The organism is Paraburkholderia tropica (assembly GCF_900109265.1).
In the GTDB taxonomy this organism is placed as follows: Bacteria; Pseudomonadota; Gammaproteobacteria; order Burkholderiales; family Burkholderiaceae; genus Paraburkholderia; species Paraburkholderia tropica.
The window spans coordinates 205,540-225,742 of record NZ_FNZM01000005.1 but is presented as its reverse complement, the minus strand read 5'-3'; the positions used below and the strand labels follow the sequence as shown (position 1 = coordinate 225,742).

Sequence of the window (20,203 nt, the reverse complement as noted above, 5' to 3'; positions counted from 1 at the left end):
AAACCTGACCGGGAGCGACGAATTCCACTGGCGCGCAGCCGCTAAATTCAGGTGAACCAGGCCTTGAATTCAGAGGTATTGCGCGTTATCAAGAATTCACCCACATAGTATTGGCGCAGTTACCAACGGGTTATCCACAATTCGCGTTGGATAAGTTAGCTGTGCGATTCGCCACTCTCGCATAGAATGTCGGTTTGCCGCGCTGGACCGGGGATACGAAGGATGCCTGGGAGAGCGATTGGTGAGAACGAATGACTGTGTGCGATGTGGCTTGGTCTGATTCCAGCGCATGCGAAGCAGGAAATTTTTGAGATGGTGTGCTCGATTCCTCGGGATCGAACGCAAAGTTCCCACAAGGCCGTCGGCATGATCGACGGCTGACGATGCAGCGCAAGCTGCCTATAACCAGCGAAAGACTATGAGCGAAGGCGTATACGGAGAGCAGGCAGCCGGGCGGGTGACCCATAGCCTGCTGCGACTTAGCACGGCTATGCGGAGCCAGGCGTGGGACTGGGCCGAAGGGGCAGGACTCACGCCGACCCAGGGCGAAATTCTCGTGCTGCTGATGCAGCGTAAAGGGCCGATGCGCCTCGGCGAGATCGCCCGTGAAACGGCGCTGACCGCAGCGACCACCAGCGATGCGGTCAGCACGCTCGAAACCAAGGGTCTCGTCGAAAAGCGCCGTGCGCTCGACGACGGCCGTGCACTCGCAGTGCGCTTGACCTCGCGTGGCCGTACGGCTGCGAAGAAGGCCGCGCAATGGCCTGATTTTCTCTCGAAGGCAGTCGGCGGCCTCAAGGCCGAAGAGCAGTCGGCGCTCTACCGCACGCTGCTGAAGACGGTCTATGTGCTCGAAGCCCAGGACACCATGCCGCAGCACCGCATGTGCCTCTCGTGCTCGCACTTCGAGCCGAGCAAGAACCCGAAGAAGACGCCGCATCACTGCACGGCACTGAACATCGACATGTCGGACACGGATCTGCGTCTCGATTGCTCGGTGTACGAACAGGCGGACGCGACGACCCAGAAGAAAAACTGGAAGATCTTCGCGGCTTGATGCCGGATGGCCGCCCGAGCGAGGGCGGCCCGTGGCGGGTGCGGGCTCGACCGTACCGGCCGCCTCGATTGCGGCGGCCGCACGGCGCGTCCGCGATCGGCGCCGGGCCTTCGGCCTCGCGCTTTTCTGCCTGTCCCCCTTCACCTTGTCACGCCGCGTGTGTACGCTTGTGCGTTCATGCGTGTGGTGCTGGCGTGTCCCGGCGTTCGCGCTGCGGAGACGCCGCGCGCCGCGCACCGGATTGTGTAGCTGACCCAGGGATTTGTCGATGAATCGCGAGGTTTTGGCCGTACGTCACGTCTATTTCGAAGACCTCGGCAGCTTCGAGCGCGTGTTCGGCGACCGCGGGCGTCCCGTGCGTTACGTCGATGTCGGCTTCGCCCGCGTGGCCGCGCTCAATCCCGTTTCGCCGTCGCTGATGGTGATACTCGGCGGCCCGATCAACGCGTGCGACGACGCACGCTATCCCACCCTCGCTCCTCTTGCCGCGCTGATCGAAAGGCGCATTGCCGCCGGTTTGCCGACGCTCGGCATCTGCCTCGGCGCGCAACTGATTGCGCGCGTGCTCGGCGCGCGCGTCTACGCTTCGGGTCAGCAGGAAATCGGCTGGACACCGCTCACGCTGACCGACGCCGGCCGCGCTTCGCCGCTGCGTCATCTGGACGGCGCGGCGACCTCGATGCTGCACTGGCACGGCGACACCTTCGACCTGCCGCTGGGTGCGACGCGTCTCGCCTCCACGCCGCTGTGCGAGAACCAGGCGTTCGCGTGGGGCGATCACGTGCTGGGTTTGCAATGTCACCCCGAAGTGCGCGCCGACCGCTTCGAGCCCTGGTTGATCGGTCATGCCGCCGAGATCGCTTCGGCGGGCGTCGACGTCAATGCGCTGCGCGCGCAAACGGCGCAGCACGCGCCGACGCTCGAAACGCAAGCGAGCCGCATGCTGCACGAGTGGCTCGACGCCGTCGACAAACTGGCCGCCACGAAGCAGCCCTGATCCGCAAGACTTGATTCACGCCATCCAGGCCGTCACGGCCGCGGGATTCGCACGGGCTGACTGACGCGCCGCCGCGTCCGGTGGCTTGCCGCGCCCGCTTTTTGCTCGCGCATCCGTTTCGGCAGGACAAGCGGTTCGCCCCGCGCAAGCGTTTTGCAGTAGCCAGCGCCGAAAAAACACGCGTGCTATTCTCGATCGCTCCTCATCCTCCTGCGCGCCATCCCCATGAGCAAGCTCTTTACACCGTTCGCGCTGCGTGGCGTGACGCTCGCGAACCGCATCGTCGTGTCGCCGATGTGTCAGTACTCCGCCGAGCGCGGCGAAGCCACCGACTGGCACATGATTCATCTTGGCCATCTCGCGCTCTCGGGCGCGGGCATGCTGTGCATCGAAGCCACCGCCGTCGAACCGGTCGGGCGCATCACGCCCGGCGATCTCGGACTCTGGGACGATGCCACCGAAGCCGCACTCGAACCGGTGATCGCCGCCATCCGTCGTCATTCGCCGATTCGCATCGCCATGCAGATCTCGCACGCGGGCCGCAAGGCGTCGAGTCATGTGCCCTGGGAAGGCGGCCAGCTGATTTCGGTCGCCGATGGCGGATGGTTGCCGCATGCGCCCTCGGCGCTGCCGCACAAGGCCGATGAAACGCCGCCGCTCGCGCTCGACGTCGCGGGCCTGCTGCGCGTAAAGGAAGCCTTCGTGGCGACGGCGCGCCGTGCCGCGCGACTGGGTATCGACGCGCTCGAAGTGCACGCGGCGCACGGCTATTTGCTGCATCAATTCCTCTCGCCGATCGCGAATCAGCGCAACGACGAATACGGCGGCTCGCTCGAAAACCGCATGCGCTTTCCGCTTGAAGTCTTCGACGCGGTGCGCGCGGTGTTTCCGGAGGATCGTCCGGTGGGCGTGCGCGTGTCGGCGACCGATTGGGTCGAAGGCGGCTGGACGCCGGAAGAAACGGTCGTGTTCGCACAGGCGCTCAAGGCGCGCGGCTGCGACTGGATCGACGTGTCGACGGGCGGCGTGTCGCCGTTGCAGAAGATCCCGCTCGAGCCCGGTTATCAGGTGCCGTTTGCGCGCAAGGTGAAGCAGGAGACCGGCATGAATACGATTGCCGTGGGTCTCATCACCGATCCGTTGCAGGCGAACCAGATCGTCGAAGATGGCGAAGCCGACATGATCGCGATGGCGCGCGCGATGCTTTACGATCCGCGCTGGCCGTGGCACGCCGCCGCGCAACTCGGCGCAACGGTGAGCGCGCCGCCGCAGTACTGGCGCTCGCAGCCGCGCGACCAGAAACACCTGTTCGGCGAGACGACGCTCGGTCAACGTTGAGTCTCTATGCGGCGTACGGGTTGAACGAAGGCGCCGCGAACGTGTACGATTCCAGATGTGACGCGCCAGGCGACCCGGATCGAGGTTCGAGATCCACGCAGCGTGTTCACGAGCGCGGCGCCGACAAGGCGCCGCATTCACGTTGAAGCGCACATTGCTTTGCCTGGCGTTGCATGTCGATTGCCTTGAATCGCACGCGCGCTTCAACGCAGGACGCACGCGCCGGGCAGCGAATGCCGCGAGCGGGAAACGTCTCCCCAGTACTTCACAAGGATTTATCAATGAGTGTACGCAGGATCGTCGTGCGCCAGTCGGGCGTACACGGCAAGGGCGTATTTGCGGTTGGTCCGATCGCGGCTGGCGAACGTCTGATCGAATACAAGGGCGAGCGCATTTCGTGGAAAGAGGCGCTGCGCCGTCATCCGCACAATCCCGACGAGCCGAATCACACCTTCTATTTCGCGCTCGATGACGGCGACGTGATCGACGGCAAGGTGAACGGCAACAGCGCGCGCTGGATCAATCATTCGTGCGCGCCGAACTGCGAAGCCGAGGAAATCGACGGGCACGTGTACATTCACGCGCTGCGCGAAATCGACGGCGGCGAAGAGCTGTTCTACGACTATGGTCTCGTGATCGACGCGAAGCAGACCAAGAAGCTCAAGCGCGAATACGAATGCCGCTGCGGCGCGCGCAAATGTCGCGGCACGATGCTCGCGCCGCCCGAAGAAGAGAAGGGCGGCAAGAAGTCGAAGGGCAAGAAAAAGAAGTGAGCGTGAATTCAGCGTAGCCGCGCGCAACGCATCTTCGCGACACGACGCAATGAACAAGGGCCGCTTATGCGGCCCTTGTTATTTTCGATGCGCGATGTGCGCGGTGCTCCGCTTGCGCCGCCGTCTACAGATCGACCGGCGCGTCGTGCGCGGGTTTGTTCGCGGGCGTCGGCGTGGTCTCGTTCGCGATGTCGTTCGCGGCGCGGTCGTCGGCGAGTGCGGACGGCTGCGGCGCATTCAGGCGCTGCGCGGGGTCGCCACTCACGATGCGGCGATTCACGAGCGGCACGCGCACGATGAACCGCGCGCCGCCTTCGGGCGCATCTTCGTAATGCACGCTGCCGCGATGCAGCGCCATGATGTCGTGCACGATCGCGAGGCCGAGGCCCGCGCCGCTATCGACGCCGCTCTCGCTCTGACCGTCGCCGCGGAAGAAGCGCTTGAACAGATCGGCTTGCTGCGCGTGCGGCACGCCGCGGCCATTGTCCTCGACGATGATTTCGGCCATCGGCAAACCTTCGGCGAGCGTCTGCGAAACGGTGACCGTGATGCGGCCGCCGTCGGGGCGCGCGGGCGGCAGATACTTGAGCGCGTTGTCGAGCAGATTGGCGATCACTTCGTGCAGCAGCACGGGATTGCCGCGCACCATCAGCGGCGTGTCGTTCTCCGGATCGTCGAGACGCTGGAAGCCCAGGTCGACGTGGCTCGCGAGCGCGCGCGGCACCCACTCGGCGCCCGTTTCGAACGCGAGCGCAGCCATGTCGATATCGACGAAACGCGCCGCCTGTTCGCCCGGCTCCGCGCGAGCGAGCGAGAGCAGCTGATTCGAGAGCCGCACCGCTCGGTCGGCGGCGGCGCGCAGCTCGCGCACGGCGTCGCTGACCTTTTGCGGCTCGCGTGCGTTGACGGCCTGTTCGGCGTGCAGCTTCACGGCGGTCAGCGGCGTGCGCAACTGATGCGCGGCGTCGGCGATGAATTTGCGCTGACCTTCGAGCGCGGTTTTCAGGCGGCCGAGCAGGGCGTTCAGCGCGCCCGTGAGCGGACGGATCTCGACGGGCACGAAGGTCTCGTCGACGGGTTCGAGCGAGGTGTGCGTCTGGCGGTTGAGCGAATCGGCGAGATCGGTCAGCGGATTGAGCTGCTGGTTCACCACGCGCCACACGATCACCCAGCCCGCGAGCAGCAGGAGCAGCAGCGGCATCATGATCGCGACGAGGAACTCGGCGGCGATGCGGAAGCGATGATGCACGGGCTGGCCGACTTCGACCACGATGGGGTTGCCGGTGGGCTGCGGCACGCGCACCTGCGCGACGCGCACGCTCACGCCGTGATAAATGGTCTCGAACACGTACGCGTAGTGCATGCGGCGCACGTTGGTGCCTTGCAGCGGCAGATCGTGGTCGCCGGCGATTTCGGTTTCACCGTTGCTGATGCGGTAGACGAGGTGCTCGACCGGATCGGAGAACATGGCCTGCGCGAGCGGCGGCACCGTGACGGGCGCTTCGGGACCGGCGATCTGGATCTGTTTGGAGATCGCAGTGGCCAGGTCGGCGAGCGAGCGGTCGACCACGTGCTGCGTGTACTGCCACGCGAGCCAATAGGCGATCAGGCCGCTCATCAACGCGAGCAGCGAAAGTGGGGCGGCGAGGCGCCGCAGCAGCGTACGCCGCAGGCTCGTTGCGGCCGGAAGGGACATGATCGGTTCGGGCGAAAGGGGTCTCACAGGCGCGGCGCGTGGGGCGCGCCGGGCAGACCCGGACCATTTTACGCGGGTGCGGCGGCAAGCGGCAGAGTCGGGCCGGCGCGCCCAATTACCGGGCATGCGGCGGGCACTGACGGGACGTGCGCGAGTCGCGGCGCACCAGGTTCACAAGGCGCGGCGCCGGCCGGTGCGCAGACCGAAACAATCAGGAGACCTGCCGATTCCGGCCGTAAAAAAACGCGGTGCGCAAGGATGTGCGGCGCCGCGTTTTTCGGGGGCTGGCCTCAGGCGGCCTGGCGAATTTCCTGCAGCAGATAGCCGAAACCGCGCACCGTGACGATTTCGACACGGCAGTTTTCGAGCTTCTTGCGCACGCGGTGCACGTAGACTTCGATCGCGGTATCGCCGAGATCGCCGCCGAAGTGCGTGAGGTGATCCTGTAGTTGCGCCTTGCTCACGACGCGGCCATGACGCAGCAGCAGCATTTCGAGCACGGCGAATTCGCGCGGCGAGAGTTCGAGCGGCTTGTCGTCGTTGAAGATGCGGCGGTCGACGCCCGAGAGGCGCACGCCGCCGAGCGACACTTCAGGACGCGGCACGTCGCCGTGCGGGCCGCTGCGACGCATCACGGCGCGAATGCGCGCTTCGAGTTCGGCGGGCTCGAACGGCTTGAGCATGTAGTCGTCGGCGCCCGAATTGAGGCCTTGCACGCGGTCGTTCAGCTCGTCGCGCGCGGTGAGGACGATCACCGGCGTGTGACGGTTGCTTTGACGGAAGCGCGAGAGCAGCGTCATGCCGTCGATGCCGGGCAAGCCCAGATCGAGGATCACGAGCTCATGGCGATTCTGCGTGAGTGCCTGTTCGGCGAAGATGCCGTCGTGGACCATGTCGACCGTGAAGCCGGCTTGTTCGAGGCTGGACTGGATGCCGCGTGCGATGGGGCGGTCGTCTTCGATCAGAAGGAGTCGCATGGATTTCGCTCAAGTACAATGGGTTTAGCGTTCAGGCACGCAGTTCGCAAAGCGCCGCTTGGTTCAAAAGCACAGCGATTGAGCGGCACCGCGTGCGACGATTGCACGGTCACGACTCCATGTCCGATATTTCGATCACCGAACTCGAAGCCGCAATCAACTTCTGGCGCAACCGTTCGCCTTCGAGCGGCGACGAACTCGCGTTGTGCAAGGAGGCAAGCGCGCTCTCCAGGCCGTATGCGCTGCTGATTGTACAGCGTCAGAACGTCTTCTCACCGGAACGTTTGGACCCCATCGCGCGTGCTGCCTGGGAGTCTTACGTGTCCCTCAAGAATGGCCTTCAAAGCTGAAGGTTTGGACGCCTGATACCCTGCATTATGCTTTCATTGCAGTGGTTTTGCCTGGTGCGCGTCGTGCTCACCTCTTACTAACGCGCGATACGCACAATGCGTTTACCTGATTCGTATCCGGGACTTTCCCTGGACGATTACACACGCTGCGCGCAGCGAACGTTGCGAAGGTGGCGAACGCGCTTAAGCGGCGCGCGCCGAACGCGCGGGCTTCACGCCGACAGCGGCCCCGGCGCGATCGAATCGATGAAGCGCGCGAGCGCAATGTCGCGTTCGGTGAGGCCGTCGGCCTCGTGCGTCGAGAGCGTGATTTCCACGCGGTTATAGACGTTGAACCATTCGGGATGGTGATCCATCTCCTGCGCCTTGATCGCGACGCGCGTCATGAAGCCGAAAGCCTCGTTGAAGTCGGCGAAACGAAATTGGCGCTGGATGGCGTCGCGGCCCGCGACGGCCTGCCAGCCATGCAGTCCGGCGAGTTGCGTGGCGCGCTCTTCGGATGTGAGTCGGTTGATCATCGTGGCACCTGTTTGAGCTGTGTTGTGCGGAAATGCGCCAATCCATTTTTCCACGGATGCGCGGCGCGTGCGAGCGAGCCCGGCAGCGTGCGAGCGCGCGCGGATGCCGGGACAAGAAAGCGTGGGGCGGTGCGCGCCGCGCGTCATGCGGCGCCGCACACTCAGACGTCGCCGTCGTCGAGCCAGCCTTCGCGCGTGCCGCGCGTATAGATCGTGTCGCTTTGCAGCACGTCGCCGGCCGCGTGAGGAACGGTAGCGATCAGCGCGGCCGGGTCGGCCAGACGCGCCGCAATGCCGGCGCCCAGCGCGTCGAACAACTGCGCGAACGAATCGATCACGAAGTAGGTCTTCTGGAACGTGTCGATGCGATAGCGCGTGCGCAGCACCCGGTCGAGATCGAAGCCGAGCCGGTTGGGCGCCGCGCTTTCCACGCTGTAGAGCGATTCGCCCTTGCTGGAGACGATGCCCGCGCCGTAGATCTTCACGCCGTGCGGCGCGCTCGCGTCGCGCATCAGGCCGAATTCGACCGTGTACCAGTAGAGGCGCGCGAGCAGCGGCAGCGCGCGTTCGTCGACGGCGAGCGCGGCGCGTCCGTAGGCCTCGATCGCATCGGCGAAAACCGGGTCGGTGAGCAGCGGCACGTGGCCGAACAGATCGTGAAAGCAGTCCGGTTCCTGCAGATAGTCGAGCTGATCGGGGCGGCGCATCCACCACGTCACCGGAAAGCGGCGGTTGGCGAGATGCTCGAAGAAAATGCGATCCGGCACCAGACCCGGCACGGCGACGATGCGCCAGCCCGTGGCGGCCATCAGGCGCTCGCTGACGGACTCGAACGACGGCACCTGCGCCACGTTCAGGCCGATACGCCGCGCGCCCTCGATGAAGGCGTCGGCGGCGCGACCCTCGAGCAGCGCCATTTGCCGCCGATAAAGCTGGTCCCACACCGCGTGATCGACCGAGCCGTAGCGTTCGAGCGGCTGGTCGATGGTGAAATCGGGGCGGGTTTCCAGGCCCGCGTCGAACTGCTCCTGCAGTTTCGCGGTTGCGGCGGCGGCCATCTGCGTGATGCTCCTTTCAATGCGCTTGCTGACGCACCAGTGTAAAGCGAAGCACACGGGGCATGCGCGCAAAATCGGTGTTGTTTCGCTTTGATATGCAATAATCCTGCATCAATCAGTCAATCAATGCAGGATTCATTCATGCTGGAACTCGATCACTTCGATCTCGCGCTACTCGACGTCTTGCAGCGCTTCGGCCGCGCCACGCATCAGCAACTGGGCGAGCAGGTGCCGTTGTCGCCGTCGCAGATCGGCCGGCGTCTGCAGCGGCTGGAGGCGTCGGGCGTGATCGACGGCTATCGGGTCGTGCTGCGGCCCGAGAAGCTCGGGCTGGGCGTGACGGCGTTCACGAGCCTGAAGCTCAAGCACCACGGCGATTCGATCATCGAGCAGTTCCAGCAGCAGATCGATGTGCTGCCGGAAGTGCTCGAATGTCACGCGGTGGTGGGCGACGCCGATTATCTGCTGCGGATCGTGGCGCCGGATCTGAACGCGCTGTCGTCGTTCGTGATGAAGAAGCTGATGCGCGTGCCCGGTGTGGACAGCGTGCGCTCGAACATCGTGCTCACGACGTTCAAGCGCAATGGCCCGTTGCCGCTCGGGCATCTGGAGCCGGGTGCGGCGGCGCCTTGATGGGCGTCCGCGCGCGGCGTGCATCGACGCGCGTCAGGCCGCCTGCGCAGGCGTATTGAGCAGATCGACGTAGGCCACGGCCACGAGGTCGCTCTCGTCCACGCCCAGTTGCTTGAACACGGCGTGCGCTTCGGCTTCGCCGCCTTGCTCGTCGTCGTCGGGCGCGAGCACCACTTCCAGCTCGACGAAGTCGCCGAGACCGTCCACGCGGTCCAGATGAATGCGCGTGCGCCCCGCGAGATAGACGTGGCGCTCCTTCGACACGATGCCGCGCGTGGTCAGCGCCGTGGCCAGCAGCGAGTGCATGGCTTCGGCGTTCGTCACGGGGCTGCGCGTGTAGTACGAGGCCTTGGGGCCGTCGCGGTCGTCGCGCTGGTAGAAGATCAGCTCGGGCGGCGTGCCGTCGTCGAACTGGCGCAGCTTCAGGCGGCCGCGCGGCACGTCGTAGAAGAAGTCCTGCTGGCGAAAGATCAGCGGCGCATCGGTGGCGAGCTGGGCGGCGCGCTCGCGCAGGGCGTCGAACTGACGGGCGCGGGCTTTGATTTCGATGTTGCGGGCCATGCAAGCTCCTGTGGAACGAGGGAACGATGGGCGAGGCTCGAACGCCTCGCGTCGAGTGCAAAAACGCGGGCGAACATCGAATCTAGCAAAACTTGCGTGACGGCGCTGTTACATCCGCTCAAGTCGGCGCGCGTCGATGCGTCTTCGATCGATTCGTCGGATGAACCGGCTGTGTGAAACCTCGCTCGTCATGAGCGCGGCTCATATCGCATTGCGGCGTACGTCGTGCACGCTTACACACCCCACTGCGTTTCGATCGACTTGAGCGCCGCCGCGATGACCGGCTCGTCGCGGCGCGCCGCGAGCGTGATGAAGGTAAGTTCGGTCGGCACCGTCACGCCTTCGACGATGGTCAGCCCGTGCGCATGCGCTTCGGCGATGGCGGTCGCGTCGCGCGCGAGCGTGAGACCCACGCCCGACTTCACGAGATCGAGCATCGACGGCTCCTGATCCACTTCCGCGACCTTGACCGGCTTCGCCTGCGCGGCTTCGAACAGGCCCGAGAGCAGCCGGTTATGCGCCGATGCGGGCGGCGTCCAGATCCACGGCAACGCGGCGAGCGCGCGCCAGTCGCGCGCATCCTTCACGCGCTCTTTCCAGCCCGCCGGCGCGAGCACGCGATACTGAAAATGCGTCAGCGTGAGCGTGTGGAAGGTGTCGGAATCGGCGCCGGCTTGCGACGTGGATTGCGGCGTGGGCTGGCCGATGTAATAGCCCACGTCGAGTTCGCGCGCGCGCACCTGATCGAGCACCCAGCCCGACATGCCATGCCGCAGCGCCGTTTCGATCTGCGGCCAGGTTTCCACGAGTTGCCGCAGAAAGCCGCCCAGACGCAGGAACGCGGGATCGAGAATGGTGCCGATGCGCAAGCGCCCGCGCACTTCATGCCGCAATGCAGCAGCGGCGCGCTGCACGTCGCCGGCCGCGTTGAGCGCGCGTTCCGCGTGCGGCAGCAGCGCCTGACCGTCGCGCGTGAGCGCGAGGCCGTGCGAGGTGCGCGTGAACAGCGTGACGCCGAGCGTCTCCTGCAGATGCTTGATCTGCAAGCTCACCGCGGGCTGCGTGAGATGCAGATGCGTGGCCGCGCGCGTGAGGTTGCCCTCGCGCGCGACCGTCACGAATGCCCGCAACAAGGTCAGGTCCATCCACTGATATTAACTCGCCTTATATCGCTGTTGAGGATTAATCATTGGATCGGCGCGGCCTCGCGCGATTACGCTAAATGCCGGCATTCCAGCCGCCGTGCGCGAAACACCGACACGGCGCGCAGACAACAACCTCCACCGAAGAGGCAAACATGGGCGAGACACATCGAAGCGAGGCCGGCGTCAGCACGCCCGCCACCTTGACGCACTACGTGAACGGCAAGCCGCTCGACGCCACCAGCGGGCGTTATGCGGACGTGTTCAATCCAGCCGCCGGCGAGGTCGCCGCGCGCGTGCCGCTTGCAAGCGTGGCCGAAGTCGATGCGGCCGTGGCCGCCGCGCACGCCGCGTTTCCCGCGTGGAGCGAGATGGCGCCCATCAAGCGCGCGCGCATTCTCTTCAAGTTCAAGGATCTGCTCGACCAGCATCACGACGAACTGGCCGCACTCATCACGCGCGAGCACGGCAAGGTGTTCTCCGATGCGAAAGGCGAGGTGATGCGCGGCATCGAGATCGTCGAATTCGCGTGCGGCATTCCGAACCTGCTGAAGACCGATTTCACCGACCAGATCGGCGGCGGCATCGACAACTGGAATCTGCGCCAGCCGCTCGGCGTGGTCGCGGGCGTCACGCCGTTCAACTTTCCGATGATGGTGCCGTGCTGGATGTTTCCGATCGCGCTCGCGTGCGGCAACACCTTCGTGTTGAAGCCTTCGGAGCGCGATCCGTCGGCGTCGCTGCGGCTCGCCGAACTGCTGCACGAAGCGGGCTTGCCCGAGGGCGTGTTCAACGTCGTGCACGGCGACAAGGTGGCCGTCGACGCGCTGCTCGCGCATCCGGACATCGCCGCGCTGTCGTTCGTCGGCTCCACGCCGATCGCGGAATACATCTACACGGAAGGCACGAAACACGGCAAGCGCGTGCAGGCGCTCGGCGGCGCGAAGAATCATCTCGTCGTGATGCCCGACGCCGATCTCGATCAGGCCGTCGATGCGCTGATCGGCGCGGCCTACGGTTCGGCGGGCGAGCGCTGCATGGCGATTTCGGTGGCGGTGGCCGTGGGTCATATCGCCGACGAACTGATCGAGCGTCTCACGCCTCGCGTGAAGGCGCTCAAGATCGGCGACGGCATGAACGAGGCCTCGGAAATGGGGCCGCTCGTGACCGCCGCGCATCGCGCGAAAGTGCAGGGCTATATCGATGCGGGCGTGGCCGCGGGCGCGAAGCTCGTGGTGGACGGACGCGGTCACGAAGTGCAGCAGCGCGAGCGCGGTTTCTTCCTCGGCGGCACGCTGTTCGACGACGTGAAAACCGATATGTCGATCTATCGCGAGGAGATTTTCGGGCCGGTGCTGAGCGTGGTGCGCGTGCCCGATTTCGCGAGCGCGGTCGAGCTCATCAATGCGCACGAGTTCGCGAACGGCGTGTCGTGCTTCACCTCGGACGGCGGCGTGGCGCGCGCGTTCTCGCGGCAGATCAAGGTGGGCATGGTCGGCATCAACGTGCCGATTCCGGTGCCGATGGCGTGGCATTCGTTCGGCGGCTGGAAGCGTTCGCTGTTCGGCGATCATCACGCCTATGGCGAAGAGGGCGTGCGCTTCTACACGCGCTACAAGAGCATCATGCAGCGCTGGCCGGACAGCATCGCGAAGGGCGCGGAATTCACCATGCCCGTGGCGAAGTGAGGCGGTCATGGCGGCATTGAGCGACACGCCGGGCGCAACATCGACTGCGCGCCGGCTCGAAGGCGAGTTCGATTACGTGATCGTCGGCGCGGGCACGGCGGGCTGCGTGCTCGCCAACCGGCTCTCGCAGGACGCGGACGTCTCGGTGTTGCTGATCGAGGCGGGCGGCAAGGACGACTATCACTGGATACACATTCCGGTCGGCTATCTGCATTGCATCGGCAATCCGCGCACGGATTGGCTCTACAAAACCGTCGAGGAAAAAGGGCTCAACGGGCGCGCGCTGTCGTATCCGCGCGGGCGCGTGCTCGGCGGTTCGTCGTCGATCAACGGCATGATCTACATGCGCGGCCAGCGCGAGGATTACGACGGCTGGGCGCGCGAAACCGGCGACTCGGGCTGGTCGTGGGACGCCGTGCTGCCCGTCTTCAAACGCAGCGAGGATTACCACGGCGGCGCGAACGCATTTCACGGCGCGGGCGGCGAATGGCGCGTCGAGAAACAGCGCCTCAAATGGAAGATTCTCGAAACCTTCGCGCAGGCGGCGCAAGAGCAGGGCATTCCGGCGACGAGCGATTTCAATCGCGGCAACAACGAAGGCGTCGGTTATTTCGATGTGAACCAGAAGCGCGGCGTGCGCTGGAATGCGTCGAAAGCGTTCCTGCGTGCGGCGATGAAGCGGCCCAACCTCACGGTGGTCACGGGCGCGCTGACCGAGCGCGTGATCTTCGAGGGCAAGCGTTGCGTAGGCGTGGAGTATCGCGGCGACGTGCCGTATCGCGCGCGGGCGCGCTGCGAGGTGATTCTGTGTTCGGGCGCGGTGAATTCGCCGCAATTGCTCGAACGTTCGGGCATCGGTCAGGCGGCGCGGCTCGCGCAACTGGGCGTGGACGTGGTGCAGGATCTGCGCGGCGTCGGTGAGAATCTCCAGGACCATCTGCAACTGCGCATGGCGTATCGCGTGAACGGCGTGCGCACGCTCAACACCGCATCGGCGCACTGGTGGGGCAAGCTGATGATCGGCGTGGAATATGCGCTGATGCAAAGCGGGCCGATGTCGATGGCGCCCTCGCAACTCGGCGTGTTCGCGAAGTCGGACGCCGGCGATCCTGGCATCACGCGGCCCGATCTGCAGTATCACGTGCAACCTTTGTCGCTCGATCGCTTCGGCGAGCCGCTGCATCGCTTCAATGCGTTCACGGCTTCCGTGTGCAATCTGCGGCCCACGTCGCGCGGCAGCATTCACGCGGCGTCGGCGGACCCGACGGTTGCGCCCGTGATCGCGCCGAACTATCTCTCGACGGAACACGACCTGCGCGTGGCGGCGAACGCGTTGCGGCTCACGCGGCGCATCGCGGCGTCGCCGGCGCTCGCGCACTATCAGCCGCACGAGATCTTGCCGGGGCTCGCGTTTCAGAGTGAAAGCGAATTGCGTGAAGCGGCGGGCAATATCGGCACGACGATCTTTCATCCGGTGGGCACTTGCCGAATGGGCCGCGCCGACGATGACGACGCCGTCGTCGACGCGCGTTTGCGCGTGCGTGGCGTCGAAGGTCTGCGCGTGGCCGACGCATCGGTGATGCCGTTCATCACCTCGGGCAACACGAATTCGCCGACGCTGATGATCGCGGAGCGCGCCGCCGAAATGGTGCGCGAGGATCGTCGCGCGGGCGCGCGCTCGTCGGTGCGAACGGAGGTGCATGCGCCGGTCGCGGCAGCGTGAAAGCGTTAGCGTAAAAAGGTTCGAAACACCGACTTCAGTGCGTGCTTAATTGCGTCGCGCAACGTCGTGAGAACGTGTTTCGGACCACTATCCAGGACGCACGCCGCATTCGCGGCGTGCGTGTTTTTGCACGTCCGGCGCATGCGCGTCGTGCGCGCAACGTGCGCGTATCGTGCTGTCAACGGCCGCGTATCGGCTGCTAAATGGCGCATGTCCGATCGGTGCACATCGTCATTCCCCCGTAAGTGCAAATCCCAATGATTGCGCTGCATCATTGGCGAGACAATGGCGCTCACTGACTACAGCGGGCAACGACAGCAGGCGACGCGCGCGCCGCAACATGGCGCGCGAAAGACGAGTCGCGCGGGACGTCGTGCGGGGCCTCGCAATCTGAAGTGTTACGCCTTACTTCACGTGGAAGGGGACATGATTCTCGGCGACACGATTCTGGAAACGCGCGGCCTCACGAAACAGTTCAAAGGCTTCACGGCCGTGAACGGCGTGAACCTGCGCGTGTGCCGCGGCTCCATCCACGCGCTGATCGGACCGAACGGCGCGGGCAAGACCACCTGCTTCAATCTGCTCACCAAATTCCTCGTGCCGAGCGCGGGGCGCATCGTCTTCAACGGCATCGACATCACGCACGAGCGGCCCGCGCAGATCGCGCGGCGCGGCATCATCCGTTCGTTCCAGATTTCGGCGGTGTTTCCGCATTTGACGGCCTTGCAGAACGTGCGCATCGGCTTGCAGCGTTCGCTCGGCAGCGCGTATCACTTCTGGAAAAGCGAGCGCACGCTCGCCGAACTCAACGACCGCGCGATGGATCTGCTCACGCAGGTGGGCCTGACCGATTTCGCCGACGTGCCCACCGTCGAACTCGCGTACGGCCGCAAGCGCGCGCTCGAAATCGCGACCACGCTCGCGATGGAGCCCGAACTGATGCTGCTCGACGAGCCCACGCAAGGCATGGGTCACGAAGACGTGGACCGCGTGACGGCGCTCATCAAGAAGGTCTCGGCGGGCCGCACGATCCTGATGGTCGAGCACAACATGAACGTGATCGCGGGCATCTCGGACACCATCACCGTGCTTCAGCGCGGCGAGGTGCTGGCCGAGGGCAGCTACGCGGAAGTGTCGAAAAATCCGCTCGTTGCCGAAGCCTATATGGGCAGCGCCGATGCCGCGCTCGCGGGAGCGCACGCATGAGCACGGTGACCGAACAACGCGGCCAGGACGCCAGCCTCGCCGCGCCGGCGGGCGAGAGCGCGCTGGACATCGCGGGCCTGCAGACGTGGTACGGCGAATCGCACATCCTGCATGGCGTCGATCTCAACGTGGCGCGCGGCGAAGTCGTCACGCTGCTCGGGCGCAACGGCGCGGGGCGCACGACCACGCTGCGCGCGATCATGGGCCTCACGGGGCGGCGCACGGGCTCCATTCGCATCGGCGGACGCGAGACCATCAACATGCCGACGTATCGCATCGCGCATTGCGGCGTCGGTTATTGCCCCGAGGAACGCGGCATCTTCGCGAGCCTCTCGTGCGAGGAAAACCTGCTGTTGCCGCCCGCCATCGGTGCAAAAAGCGGCTCATCAAAGAGTGACGCGCAGGGCATGTCGCTCGACGAGATCTACACGATGTTTCCCAATCTCGCGGAACGTCGTCACAGCCAGGGCACGCGGCTCTCGGGCGGCGAGCAGCAGATGCTCGCGGTCGCGCGCATCCTGCGCACCGGCGCGAATCTGCTGTTGCTCGACGAGATCTCCGAAGGTCTCGCGCCCGTGATCGTGCAGACGCTCGCGCGCATGATCGTCACGCTGAAATCGCGCGGCTACACCATCGTGATGGTGGAGCAGAACTTCCGTTTCGCGGCGCCGCTCGCGGACCGCTTCTACGTGATGGAGCACGGACGCATCGTCGAGCGCTTCGGCGTTGCCGAGCTCGAAGGCAAGATGCCCGTGCTGCACGACCTGTTGGGAGTCTGACCGTTTCAATCCGCCTCGCGCGCGCGTGTCGAACGCGCCGTGCGGTGCGTTTGCCTTGTCCCTTGTTTGATCCGCAGCGCTGAATAACAACGCAACCCAGGAAGGAGACTGCAATGAAGAAGACCCCGTTCGCGCGGCTCGCGGCGCTCTTTGCCGCCACGGCGGCCGCAGCGGTGCTTGGCGCAGGCAGCGCGCACGCTGCCGACGACGCGGTGAAGATCGGCTTCATCACCGACATGTCGGGCCTCTATGCGGACGATGACGGCCAGGGCGGCCTCACGGCGATCAAGATGGCGATCGCCGACTTCGGCGGCAAGGTCAACGGCAAGCCGATCCAGATCATGTACGCGGATCACCAGAACAAGGCCGACATCGCCGCCTCGAAGGCACGCGAATGGATGGACCGTGACGGGCTCGACATGCTGCTCGGCGGCACGAACTCGGCCACGGCGCTGTCGATGAATCAGGTCGCGCTGGAGAAGAAGCGCGTCTACTTCAACACCGGCGCGGGCACCGATGCGCTCACCAACGAGCAGTGCACGCCGTACACGGTGCACTACGGCTACGACACGGTCGCGCTCGCCAAGGGCACGGGCCTCGCGGTGCTCAAGCAGGGCGGCAAGACGTGGTTCTTCCTGACCGCCGACTACGCGTTCGGCAAGTCGCTGGAAAAGAACACCGCCGACGTCGTGAAGGCGAACGGCGGCCAGGTGCTCGGCGAAGTGCGTCATCCGCTCTCGGCCTCGGACTTCTCGTCGTTCCTGTTGCAGGCGCAAGCGTCGAAGGCGCAGATCCTCGGTCTCGCGAACGCGGGCGGCGACACGGTCAACGCGATCAAGGCATCGAAGGAATTCGGCATCACCAAGACGATGAAGATCGCGGCGCTGCTGATGTTCCTGCCCGACGTGCACAGCCTCGGGCTCGACACCACGCAAGGCCTCGTGCTCACGACGGGCTGGTACTGGGATCAGAACGACGCGACGCGCAAGTGGGCGCAGCGCTATTTCGACCAGACGAAGAAGATGCCGTCCGAGCTTCAGGCCGCCGATTACTCGGCCGTCACGAACTACCTGAAGGCGGTGCAGGCGGTTGGGTCGACGGATGCCGACAAGGTCATGGCGCAGCTCAAGAAGACCAAGATCGACGACTTCTACACGAAGGGCGGTTATATCCGCCAGGACGGCGTGCTGATTCACGACATGTATCTCGTCGAGGTGAAGAAGCCGTCCGAGTCGAAGAAGCCGTGGGATTACTACAAGATCGTGCAGACGATTCCGGGCGAACAGGCTTACACGACGAAGCAGGAAAGCCGCTGCGCGCTCTGGAAGTGAGTCAGTGCGGCGACGCTTGAGCGGCAGGCGGCGCGGTGGCCCCGATGGGTGAGGGCCGCCGCGCCGCGCGCCGTATGAATGCGATCTTGAGGAGATGGCGGCTTTCATGACGATCTTTGGCATTCCGCTGCCGGCCATGCTGAGCCAGTTGCTGCTCGGACTCGTGAACGGATCGTTCTACGCGATCCTGAGTCTCGGCCTCGCGGTGATTTTCGGCATGCTCAACGTGATCAACTTCGCGCATGGCGCGTTGTTCATGCTGGGCGCGATGCTCACGTGGATGGGCCTCGCGTATTTCAACCTGCCGTACTGGGCGATGATCGTGATTGCGCCCATCGTGGTGGGTCTGTTCGGCATGGTGATCGAACGTTCGATGCTGCGCTGGTTGTATCGGCTCGATCATTTGTACGGACTCCTGCTGACTTTTGGCCTGACGCTGGTGGTCGAAGGCGTGTTCCGCTCGATCTATGGCGCGTCGGGTCAGCCTTACGACGTGCCCGATCTGCTTTCTGGCGCGACCAATCTCGGCTTCATGTATCTGCCGAACTATCGCGCGTGGGTCGTGGTGGCGTCGCTCGCGGTGTGCTTCGCCACGTGGTTCGTGATCGAGAAAACGCGGCTGGGCGCGTATCTGCGTGCGGGCACGGAAAACCCGAAACTCGTCGAAGCGTTCGGCATCAACGTGCCGCTGATGATCACGCTGACCTACGGCTTCGGCGTGGCGCTCGCGGCGTTCGCGGGCGTGCTGGCCGCGCCGGTCATTCAGGTGTCGCCGCTCATGGGGCAGCCGATGATCATCACCGTGTTCGCCGTGGTCGTGATCGGCGGCATGGGCTCGATCATGGGTTCGATCCTCACGGGCCTGCTGCTTGGCGTGATCGAGGGCCTCACGCGCGTGTTCTGGCCGGAAGCCTCCGCAACCGTGGTGTTCGTCATCATGGCGATCGTGCTGCTGATCCGCCCCGCAGGCCTCTTCGGCAAGGAACGATGATGCAAAGAAAAGCGCTCTATTTGCTGTTGCTGATCGGGTTGATCGTTGCGCCGTTCGCGGGCGCGTATCCGCTCTTCGTGATGAAGGTGCTGTGCTTCGCGCTGTTCGCCGCCGCGTTCAATCTGCTGATCGGTTATACGGGGCTGCTGTCGTTCGGCCACGCGATGTTCCTCGCGAGCGCGGGCTACACCACCGGTTACGCGATCCAGTCGCTCGGCTTCACGCCCGAACTCGGCGTAGCGGCGGGCACGGCGGTGGCCACGCTGCTCGGCGTGATCGTCGGCATCTTCGCGATCCGGCGCCAGGGCATCTACTTCGCGATGGTCACGCTCGCGCTCGCGCAGATGGTCTACTTCGTGTTTCTGCAGGCGCCGTTCACGCACGGCGAGGACGGCCTGCAAGGCGTGCCGCGCGGCAAGCTGTTCGGCGTGCTGTCGCTCGATTCCGACCTCACGCTCTACTACGTCGTGCTCGTGGTGATGGTGCTGGCGTTCGCGCTGATCGTGCGCATCGTGCATTCGCCGTTCGGCCAGGTGCTGGTGGCGATCAAGGAGAACGAGCCGCGCGCGATTTCGCTCGGCTACGACACCGACCGCTTCAAGCTACTCGCGTTCGTGCTCTCGGCGGGACTCGCGGGGTTGGCCGGCTCGCTCAAGGTGCTCGTGCTCGGTTTCGAGACGCTCGGCGACGCCTACTGGACCATGTCCGGCCTGGTGATCCTGATGACGCTCGTGGGCGGCATGGGCACGCTGTTCGGGCCGCTGCTGGGCGCTGCGCTGATCGTCGCGCTTGAGGATCGTCTGGGCGATATCGGCACGGCGCTCGCGCAGGTCACGGGCGTCGACTGGTTCCGCTCGTTAGGTGAGTCCGCAACGATCGTCACGGGGCTCATTTTCATCGCCTGCGTGCTGGCGTTCCGGCGCGGTATCGTCGGCGAGATCGTGGCGCGTGTGCGGCCGCTCAGGGCGTAAATTACGGCGCCAAATCCTGCCTGAAGAACGCGTCAAATGCAGTAGGCGAGGCGTCGCCGCGATGGTATGCTGCAAGCCTTGCTCAGATGCTGAAACCGAGCTTCCGGAAGCCGCTTGAAACGCGCGTATCGTGCGACAAAGCTGTGATAGTGCGCCCCAAATCGGTGCCGCACTGCACCACTAGGGTAAATGCTAGTTGGCAGCCAGGGGGCCGAAGTTTAAAGTTTCACTTAGTTCTGATGCACCGAATTTGCAGGTGGAGAACGAGGAGACAACTGAGGCACAAAGTGCCCGGACAAGAAAGCGCTGTTGGATGGGAATCCAACAGCGCTTTTTATTTGTACTTTCGGTTTTCATCAATCACCGTTAATGCGTTTGCATCCTGCATCGCATTGCGCGTTTTATCCCCCTCCT

At 64.8% G+C, this 20,203-nt stretch carries 19 protein-coding genes; 13 read left to right on the top strand and 6 right to left on the bottom strand.

Features of this window, described 5'->3' with window-relative positions:
- Positions 1-418 precede the first annotated feature (418 nt).
- The 4 genes from BMY06_RS09820 to BMY06_RS09805 all read left to right on the top strand — a co-directional run bounded on the left by BMY06_RS09820 (position 419) and on the right by BMY06_RS09805 (position 4,165).
- Positions 419-1,057: a MarR family winged helix-turn-helix transcriptional regulator gene (locus tag BMY06_RS09820; RefSeq protein WP_065061778.1), complete on the top strand. Its 639-nt coding sequence runs from the start codon at positions 419-421 to the stop codon at positions 1,055-1,057.
- 268 nt (positions 1,058-1,325) lie between these two features.
- Positions 1,326-2,054: a glutamine amidotransferase gene (locus BMY06_RS09815; RefSeq protein ID WP_074982861.1), complete on the top strand. Its 729-nt coding sequence runs from the start codon at positions 1,326-1,328 to the stop codon at positions 2,052-2,054.
- Between the two features lie 225 nt (positions 2,055-2,279).
- Positions 2,280-3,392: an NADH:flavin oxidoreductase/NADH oxidase gene (locus BMY06_RS09810; RefSeq protein WP_065061776.1), complete on the top strand. Its 1,113-nt coding sequence runs from the start codon at positions 2,280-2,282 to the stop codon at positions 3,390-3,392.
- Positions 3,393-3,673: 281 nt separating this feature from the next.
- The gene (locus BMY06_RS09805) at positions 3,674-4,165 is read left to right on the top strand and encodes an SET domain-containing protein (protein WP_065061775.1); all 492 of its coding nucleotides are present in this window, start codon (positions 3,674-3,676) and stop codon (positions 4,163-4,165) included.
- A gap of 124 nt (positions 4,166-4,289) precedes the next feature.
- Here BMY06_RS09805 and BMY06_RS09800 read toward each other — a convergent pair whose 3' ends face one another.
- Together BMY06_RS09800 and BMY06_RS09795 are read right to left on the bottom strand one after the other, a co-directional pair.
- A complete protein-coding gene (locus BMY06_RS09800; protein WP_065061774.1) occupies positions 4,290-5,861 on the bottom strand; it encodes a sensor histidine kinase in 1,572 nt (523 codons plus the stop codon).
- A gap of 290 nt (positions 5,862-6,151) precedes the next feature.
- Positions 6,152-6,838, bottom strand: coding sequence for a response regulator transcription factor (locus BMY06_RS09795; RefSeq protein WP_027815974.1), 687 nt, complete (start codon positions 6,836-6,838; stop codon positions 6,152-6,154).
- Positions 6,839-6,957: 119 nt separating this feature from the next.
- On the opposite strand from BMY06_RS09795, the gene BMY06_RS09790 reads away from it, so the two are divergent.
- The gene (locus BMY06_RS09790; RefSeq protein ID WP_065061773.1) at positions 6,958-7,188 is read left to right on the top strand and encodes a DUF3717 domain-containing protein; all 231 of its coding nucleotides are present in this window, start codon (positions 6,958-6,960) and stop codon (positions 7,186-7,188) included.
- A 212-nt stretch (positions 7,189-7,400) separates the two neighbouring features.
- On the opposite strand, the gene BMY06_RS09785 is transcribed toward BMY06_RS09790, so the two are convergent.
- Both BMY06_RS09785 and phhA read right to left on the bottom strand, forming a co-directional pair.
- Positions 7,401-7,748 carry a 4a-hydroxytetrahydrobiopterin dehydratase gene (locus BMY06_RS09785; RefSeq protein ID WP_321854503.1) on the bottom strand — a complete coding sequence of 116 codons (348 nt, stop codon included), beginning with the start codon at positions 7,746-7,748 and terminating at the stop codon, positions 7,401-7,403.
- Positions 7,749-7,867: 119 nt separating this feature from the next.
- On the bottom strand, positions 7,868-8,764 hold the full coding sequence (gene phhA, locus BMY06_RS09780; RefSeq protein ID WP_080180605.1) for a phenylalanine 4-monooxygenase: 897 nt from the start codon (positions 8,762-8,764) through the stop codon (positions 7,868-7,870).
- Between the two features lie 141 nt (positions 8,765-8,905).
- Here phhA and BMY06_RS09775 point away from each other — a divergent pair, with 141 nt between their 5' ends.
- Entirely contained in the window at positions 8,906-9,397 is a 492-nt protein-coding gene (locus tag BMY06_RS09775) for an Lrp/AsnC family transcriptional regulator (RefSeq protein ID WP_065062258.1), read from the top strand.
- A gap of 33 nt (positions 9,398-9,430) precedes the next feature.
- On the opposite strand, the gene BMY06_RS09770 is transcribed toward BMY06_RS09775, so the two are convergent.
- Positions 9,431-9,958, bottom strand: a complete 528-nt coding sequence (locus BMY06_RS09770) for a class IV adenylate cyclase (protein ID WP_065061770.1) — start codon at positions 9,956-9,958, stop codon at positions 9,431-9,433.
- A 233-nt stretch (positions 9,959-10,191) separates the two neighbouring features.
- Entirely contained in the window at positions 10,192-11,103 is a 912-nt protein-coding gene (locus tag BMY06_RS09765; protein WP_074982860.1) for a LysR family transcriptional regulator, read from the bottom strand.
- A 152-nt stretch (positions 11,104-11,255) separates the two neighbouring features.
- Between BMY06_RS09765 and BMY06_RS09760 the strand changes: the two genes are divergently transcribed.
- The 7 genes from BMY06_RS09760 to BMY06_RS09730 all read left to right on the top strand — a co-directional run bounded on the left by BMY06_RS09760 (position 11,256) and on the right by BMY06_RS09730 (position 19,789).
- Positions 11,256-12,788, top strand: a complete 1,533-nt coding sequence (locus BMY06_RS09760; protein WP_074982858.1) for a CoA-acylating methylmalonate-semialdehyde dehydrogenase — start codon at positions 11,256-11,258, stop codon at positions 12,786-12,788.
- A gap of 7 nt (positions 12,789-12,795) precedes the next feature.
- Complete coding sequence (locus BMY06_RS09755) at positions 12,796-14,511, top strand: GMC family oxidoreductase (RefSeq protein WP_074982856.1); 1,716 nt, start codon at positions 12,796-12,798, stop codon at positions 14,509-14,511.
- A 426-nt stretch (positions 14,512-14,937) separates the two neighbouring features.
- A complete protein-coding gene (locus BMY06_RS09750; RefSeq protein WP_065061766.1) occupies positions 14,938-15,717 on the top strand; it encodes an ABC transporter ATP-binding protein in 780 nt (259 codons plus the stop codon).
- Positions 15,714-16,496 carry an ABC transporter ATP-binding protein gene (locus BMY06_RS09745; RefSeq protein ID WP_074982855.1) on the top strand — a complete coding sequence of 261 codons (783 nt, stop codon included), beginning with the start codon at positions 15,714-15,716 and terminating at the stop codon, positions 16,494-16,496. Before BMY06_RS09750 ends, BMY06_RS09745 begins: the two co-directional genes overlap by 4 nt.
- Positions 16,497-16,609: 113 nt before the next feature.
- Complete coding sequence (locus BMY06_RS09740; protein ID WP_065061764.1) at positions 16,610-17,827, top strand: ABC transporter substrate-binding protein; 1,218 nt, start codon at positions 16,610-16,612, stop codon at positions 17,825-17,827.
- Between the two features lie 106 nt (positions 17,828-17,933).
- Positions 17,934-18,818 carry a branched-chain amino acid ABC transporter permease gene (locus tag BMY06_RS09735; RefSeq protein WP_065062254.1) on the top strand — a complete coding sequence of 295 codons (885 nt, stop codon included), beginning with the start codon at positions 17,934-17,936 and terminating at the stop codon, positions 18,816-18,818.
- Positions 18,818-19,789: a branched-chain amino acid ABC transporter permease gene (locus BMY06_RS09730; RefSeq protein WP_065062256.1), complete on the top strand. Its 972-nt coding sequence runs from the start codon at positions 18,818-18,820 to the stop codon at positions 19,787-19,789. Before BMY06_RS09735 ends, BMY06_RS09730 begins: the two co-directional genes overlap by 1 nt.
- Positions 19,790-20,203: the final 414 nt, after the last annotated feature.